We start from the raw sequence: 6328 nt of genomic DNA, 5'->3' as shown, positions 1-6328 counted from the left end.
AGGGAATGAATGCGCCAAGCCCTCTTCCCCCTCTCCCCCTTGGGGGAGAGGGTTGGGTGAGGGGGTGCGTGCCGTATGTTGCGCCGCTTGCCATCATGCCTCAGCCCTTCGCCTCCGATATCATCCGTACGAAGCGGTCGAAGAGGTAATGACTGTCCTGGGGACCGGGGGAGGCTTCCGGGTGGTATTGCACGGAAAAGACCGGGCGGTCCTTCAGGCGGATGCCGCAATTGGTGCCGTCGAAGAGAGAGACATGGGTCTCCTCGACGCTGGCGGGCAGGCTGTCCCGGTCCACCGTGAAGCCGTGGTTCATCGAGGTGATTTCCACTTTGCCGGTGGTGAAGTCCTTCACCGGATGGTTGGCGCCGTGATGGCCCTGGCGCATCTTCACGGTCTTTGCGCCGAGCGCGAGGGAGAGCATTTGATGGCCGAGGCAAATGCCGAAAACGGGCTTGCCGCTTTCCACGAGTTTCTGGATTTGCGGCACGGCGTAAGCGCCCGTTGCTGCGGGATCGCCCGGTCCATTGGAAAGGAAAATCCCGTCGGGCTTCAGGCTAAGCACATCATCCGCACTGGTCGTTGCCGGCACGACGGTGACTTTGACACCGGTGCTCGCCAGGCAGCGCATGATGTTGCGTTTGACGCCGTAATCCAGCGCGACGACGTGATGGCGCGGATTTTCGAGCCGGCCATATCCCTCGTTCCAGGCCCAGCGGGTTTCATCCCAGCTATAGGACTGGCCGCAGGTCACATCCTTTGCAAGATCGAGCCCTTCAAGGCCGGGGAAGCCCTGGGCCTCTTTGAGGAGCGCGTCCTTGTCGAATTTGCCCGTGGGATCATGGGCGATGGCGGCATCGACCATGCCTTCCTCGCGGATGCGCGCGGTGAGCGCGCGGGTGTCGATCCCGGCAATGGCGATAATCCCGCGCCGCTTCAACCATTCATCGAAATGCAGGGCCGCGCGGTAATTCGACGGGTTCGTGATGTCGGCCCGGAGCACCGCGCCGCGCACGCCGGAAGCGGCTGCCAGGTTCGAGGTTTCGATATCCTCGTCATTGGCGCCGACATTGCCGATATGGGGGAAGGTGAAGGTGATGATCTGGCCGACATAAGAAGGGTCGGTGAGGATTTCCTGGTAGCCCGTCATCGCGGTGTTGAAACAGACTTCGCCGACCGCGCTGCCGGTCGCGCCCAGGCCCATGCCTTCGATGACGGTGCCGTCCTTCAGGACCAGAAGGGCTGTGGGAAGCCGCTTCGTCATGTTCTGTCTCCTTGAGCTTTATGGGCGCTGCCCTGGAGCATCCGGCATCCGGGCAGCCGACTCTGCCGGGAAACCTCGCAAACGGGTTCCCGCATCTGTGGCTTCGGGCCGATCATACTATTCTCCTGAGGAGGGGCGGGAGCCAGGCTGCCCCCAAGCGCAAATTGCGCGGAACCTAAGGGAAGCCGGGCAAAGCGTCAACCCTCTAGGCGAAAAGAAAAGCGCTTTAATTCCAAAAGCTTAGCGGGGCTATGGCGGATTGCGCCAGCGCCCGGTTTGAGATAGCTTTCTCGCTTCCTTTAGAGCTTGCCGGTGAGTCTTTACCCCTTGTCAGGGGCGGCGGGCATGAGAGCGAGAGGCAGGGAATGCGCGACCAGTTTAATGCGGCGCTGAAAGAGGCGATGAAGGCGCAGGATAAACGGCGCGTTGCAACGCTCCGCCTGATGCAGGCGGCGATCAAGGACCGCGATATCGCCGCGCGCACCGCGGGCAAGCCCGACGGCGTCTCGGACGAGGAAATCCTCGATATTCTGGCCAAGATGATCAAGCAGCGCACCGAGTCCGTTACGACCTATGAGCAGGCCGGGCGCCTGGAGCTGGCCGAGCAGGAGCGCGAGGAAATCACCATCATTCAGGAATTCCTGCCCAAGCAGCTTTCCGAAGATGAGGTCAAGGAAGCGGTGCAGGGCGTCGTCAGCGACCTTGGCGCGGAAAGCCTGAAAGACATGGGCAAGGTGATGGGCGAACTGAAAAAGCGCTATGCCGGGCAGATGGATTTCGGCAAGGCGGGGGCCTCGGTCAAAGCGATTTTGAGCGCCTGAGGCTGGGAACTCCGGCCTTCTGTTCGCGCGCCTGCGGATTGGGCTATGCTGAGGGCGATATGGCGGGCCGCTTCTGGCGCAGGGCGCGCCGTCTTTCTCATGGGCTTGAGCGATGAGTTTCCCGAAATCCTTCCTGGAAGAGCTGAAGGCCCGCATCCGCGTCTCGGATGTGGTTGGCCGGAAGGTCAAGCTCAAGCGCCATGGCCGGGAGTTCATGGGCCTGTCGCCCTTTTCCAATGAAAAAACGCCGAGCTTCACGGTGAATGATGAAAAGCAATTCTATCATTGCTTTTCGACGGGCGAGCATGGCGACGTCATCAAGTTTCTGGAAAAGACCGAGAATCTGAGCTTCCTGGAAGCGGTGGAACGGCTTGCGGCGGAGGCAGGGCTTGAAATGCCCCAGCGCGACCCGCGCGCCGCCGAGCGGGAAAAGCAGCAGACCGGGCTCATCGACGTCATGAAAATGGCGCAGGATTATTTCCGCGCCGGACTGACGCGCGGGCACGGCGCCGAGGCGCGCGCCTATCTCCAGCGCCGGGGCCTGAAAGCGGAGACGGTAGAGCGCTTTGGCCTCGGCTATGCGCCCGATCAGCGCCACGGGCTGCTCAAAACGCTGCAGGCGCAGGGCGTCAAGATTTCCCAGATGATCGAAGCCGGGCTCATTATCGGCGGCGAGGACATCAAGGAACCCTACGACCGCTTCCGCAACCGGCTGATGTTTCCCATCGAAGATGCGCGCGGGCGCGTCATTGCTTTCGGCGGGCGGGCGCTCGATCCGGATGCGCGGGCGAAATATCTCAACTCGCCCGAAACGCCGCTCTTTCACAAAGGCCATGTGCTTTACAACTACGCCCGCGCGCGCAAAGCCGCTTATGACGCAGGCACCGTCATCGCCTGCGAAGGCTATATGGATGTCATTGCGCTGGCGCAGGCAGGCTTTGAACATGCGGTCGCCCCGCTCGGCACGGCGATGACGGAAAACCAGATCGATCTTCTCTGGCGTCTGGCGCCCGAACCCATTCTCTGTTTCGACGGGGACAAGGCAGGGGTGAAGGCGGCTTTCCGGGCGGTGGAGCGGGCCTTGCCATTGCTGCGGCCCGGCCATTCCTTGCGCTTTGCGCTTCTGCCGGAGGGCAAAGACCCGGACGACCTCATCAAGGAAGAGGGAACGGAGGCGATGCGCGCGGTGCTGGAGAAGGCCCGCCCGCTGATCGATATGGTCTGGGACAAGGAGATGGAAGGCGGGCGCTGGGACACGCCGGAGCGGCGCGCGCAGCTGGAAGCGCGCATCGAGGCTGTTGCCCAGGCCATTCAGGAACCGCGTGTGCGCGGCCATTATGCAACGGCGCTGCGCGAGCGGCTTAGGACTCTTTTCTCGCCCACGCCCTCCGGCGGCTTTGCCGGGCAGGGGCAGAACCGTTTTCAGCCAGGACGCGGCGGCGGGCGCTGGCAGGGGCAGGGGCCCGGCAACCGGCGCGGGCAGGGGGGAAAGTCCGGGCGTTTTCAAGGATTTATGCCGCCTGCCTCGCCGGAACTCCGGCGCAGCGCGCTGGTGCGGGGCGGGGATCCGGGCCGGCGCAACCGGGAGATGCTACTCACCGCCACGCTCCTCAACCATCCCGCGCTTTTGGAGCGCTATTGCGAGGAATTCGCGCATCTGCAATTCGAGGATCGCGAGCTTGACAAAATACGCAATGAAATCATAGATATAGCCGCCCTCCATGCGCCTCTTGAAAGGGAAGCGCTGGGGGACCATTTGAATCACAGGGGTTTTTCGGAACTCGCCCGGCGGTTGACGCACGCGCCCTCGCTTATGAGCGAACGGTTTGCCCGGATCGATGCCTCGGTTGAAGAAGCGGAACACGGGTTCCTTCACTTGCTTCACCGGCACAGGCACGCATCGGATTTACAAACCGAATTGAAGGCGGCTGAACGAGCACTGGCTGAGGAGATGACCGAAGAGAATCTGGCAAGGCTGAAAGCCGTGCAGGCGGAGCTTGGCGGATTCTCGAACAGCGAATAGGCACAACATAGCTGCGGGTCATGAAATATAACGGGCTATTCCTAGGAGGGGTTGGGAAAAAGCCTTAAACCACACGGCACAACTGGCAAGCGTGCGCGACCGGACTAGATCGTCCACATAAAGGGTCGCGAAAGGCCTCGTGCTTTATGGTCATGATCCATGGTGCATGATCGGAGATCGTTGAATGGCGAGCAAGACGGCCGAAACGGCAGAGACGGAATCCTCGGCGGAGAGCAGCGACAGCCCGCTTCTGGACATGTCCGATGCCGGCGTAAAAAAGATGATCAAGGCTGCCAAGGCGCGCGGCTGGGTCACTTATGACGAATTGAACAAAGTTCTGCCGTCCGAAGAATTTTCCTCCGAACAGATCGAAGACACGATGGCGATGCTCTCCGAAATGGGCATCACCGTGGTCGAGAACGACGAGACGGAAGACAGCAGCGAAGAAGCAAGCGCGGCAGAAGACGATGACGAGGAAGAAGGCGGCGTTCCCGCCAAGGCTGCCTCTTCCGCCGTTACGAAGAGCGAAAGCACCTCCACGACGCTGGAGCGCACGGACGATCCGGTGCGCATGTATCTGCGCGAAATGGGCTCCGTCGAGCTGCTCTCACGCGAAGGCGAAATCGCCATCGCCAAGCGCATCGAGGCCGGCCGCGAAACCATGATCGCCGGGCTCTGCGAAAGCCCGCTTACCTTCCAGGCCATCATCATCTGGCGCGACGAGCTGAACGACGGCAAGATTCTGCTGCGCGACATTATCGACCTCGATGCGACCTATGCCGGGCCCGATGCGAAAAAGATCGACCGCAGCCAGGCCGCGCTCGAACGCGAGAAAGCGAAAGCGGAAGGGCGCGAGGTCGAGGAACAATACGAGGTTCAGGAAAACGACGACGATGACGACGAGGATAACGAGAACTCGCTCTCCCTCGCCGCCATGGAAGCGGAACTGAAGCCGAAAGTTCTGGAAACTTTCGATGCCATTGCCTCCAACTACAAAAAACTGCGCAAGCTGCAGGACCAGAAGCACGAGCTTGTGCTGCAGAACGAAGACCTCTCTTCGGCGCAAGTGAAGCGCTACAAGAAGCTGCGCGATGAGATCGTCGAGGAAGTCAAAAGCCTTTCGCTCAACAACAACCGTATCGACTCGCTGGTCGAGCAGCTCTACGCCATCAACAAGCGTCTGATGATGCTGGAAGGGCGCCTCTTGCGCCTTGCCGAAAGCCACGGCGTGAAGCGCGAAGAGTTTCTGGCGCAATATTACGGCAACGAGATGGACCCGAACTGGGTCGAGCGCGTGGCCAAGCTGAAAGCCAAGGGCTGGTCTTCCGTTGCCAAGGAAGAAAAAGACACGCTGGAAACCCTGCGCGCGGAAATTCAGGAACTGGTGCAGGAAACCGGTCTCGACATCGGCGAATACCGCCGCATCGTCCACACGGTGCAGAAGGGTGAGCGCGAGGCGCGCCAGGCCAAGAAGGAAATGGTGGAAGCGAACCTGCGCCTCGTGATTTCCATCGCCAAAAAATATACGAACCGCGGTCTGCAGTTCCTCGACCTCATTCAGGAAGGCAATATCGGCCTGATGAAGGCGGTGGACAAATTCGAATACCGCCGCGGTTACAAATTCTCGACCTATGCCACCTGGTGGATCCGTCAGGCGATCACCCGTTCGATCGCCGACCAGGCGCGCACCATCCGTATTCCGGTGCATATGATCGAGACGATCAACAAACTGGTGCGCACTTCGCGCCAGATGCTGCACGAAATCGGCCGCGAGCCGACGCCGGAGGAACTGGCCGAAAAACTCGCCATGCCGCTGGAAAAAGTGCGCAAAGTGCTGAAGATCGCCAAGGAACCGATCTCGCTCGAAACGCCCATCGGCGATGAGGAAGACAGTCACCTCGGCGATTTCATCGAAGACAAGAATGCGGTGCTGCCCATCGATGCGGCCATTCACTCGAACCTGCGCGAGACGACGACGCGGGTTCTCGCCTCTCTCACCCCGCGCGAGGAGCGCGTGCTTCGTATGCGCTTCGGCATCGGCATGAATACCGACCACACGCTGGAAGAAGTCGGCCAGCAGTTCTCGGTGACGCGCGAGCGTATCCGCCAGATCGAGGCAAAGGCGCTGCGCAAGCTGAAGCACCCGAGCCGCAGCCGCAAACTGCGCTCCTTCCTCGACAATTGATCTTTGCCGCAACGGCAAACAGGAACCCCCGGCACCCG

General features: G+C 61.0%; 4 protein-coding genes. 3 read left to right on the top strand and 1 reads right to left on the bottom strand.

All coding sequences use genetic code 11. From position 1 onward, the window contains the following. Nucleotides 1-100 precede the first annotated feature (100 nt). Nucleotides 101-1261, bottom strand: coding sequence for a glutamine-hydrolyzing carbamoyl-phosphate synthase small subunit (gene carA, locus M2A_RS15930; protein ID WP_045449562.1), 1161 nt, complete (start codon nucleotides 1259-1261; stop codon nucleotides 101-103). A 365-nt stretch (nucleotides 1262-1626) separates the two neighbouring features. On the opposite strand from carA, the gene M2A_RS15925 reads away from it, so the two are divergent. The 3 genes from M2A_RS15925 to rpoD all read left to right on the top strand — a co-directional run bounded on the left by M2A_RS15925 (nucleotide 1627) and on the right by rpoD (nucleotide 6290). Then, nucleotides 1627-2082, top strand: a complete 456-nt coding sequence (locus M2A_RS15925; protein ID WP_045449560.1) for a GatB/YqeY domain-containing protein — start codon at nucleotides 1627-1629, stop codon at nucleotides 2080-2082. Between the two features lie 112 nt (nucleotides 2083-2194). Continuing rightward, entirely contained in the window at nucleotides 2195-4105 is a 1911-nt protein-coding gene (dnaG, locus tag M2A_RS15920; protein WP_045449558.1) for a DNA primase, read from the top strand. A 184-nt stretch (nucleotides 4106-4289) separates the two neighbouring features. Beyond that, nucleotides 4290-6290, top strand: coding sequence for an RNA polymerase sigma factor RpoD (gene rpoD / locus M2A_RS15915; protein ID WP_045449556.1), 2001 nt, complete (start codon nucleotides 4290-4292; stop codon nucleotides 6288-6290). The last annotated feature ends 38 nt before the right edge of the window (nucleotides 6291-6328 follow it).

Origin of the sequence: Tepidicaulis marinus (genome assembly GCF_000739695.1) — a bacterium.
GTDB classification, from domain to species: Bacteria; Pseudomonadota; Alphaproteobacteria; order Parvibaculales; family Parvibaculaceae; genus Tepidicaulis; species Tepidicaulis marinus.
Note: the sequence above shows the minus strand (reverse complement) of the source record. Positions and strands in the feature narration are given on the sequence as shown.

Bases quoted from the DNA above. Each gene is read 5' to 3' on its own strand.
- rpoD (WP_045449556.1), top strand. From the start codon at position 4,290: ATGGCGAGCAAGACGGCCGAAACGGCAGAGACGGAATCCTCGGCGGAG.
- dnaG (WP_045449558.1), top strand. From the start codon at position 2,195: ATGAGTTTCCCGAAATCCTTCCTGGAAGAGCTGAAGGCCCGCATCCGC.
- M2A_RS15925 (WP_045449560.1), top strand. From the start codon at position 1,627: ATGCGCGACCAGTTTAATGCGGCGCTGAAAGAGGCGATGAAGGCGCAG.
- carA (WP_045449562.1), bottom strand. From the start codon at position 1,261: ATGACGAAGCGGCTTCCCACAGCCCTTCTGGTCCTGAAGGACGGCACC.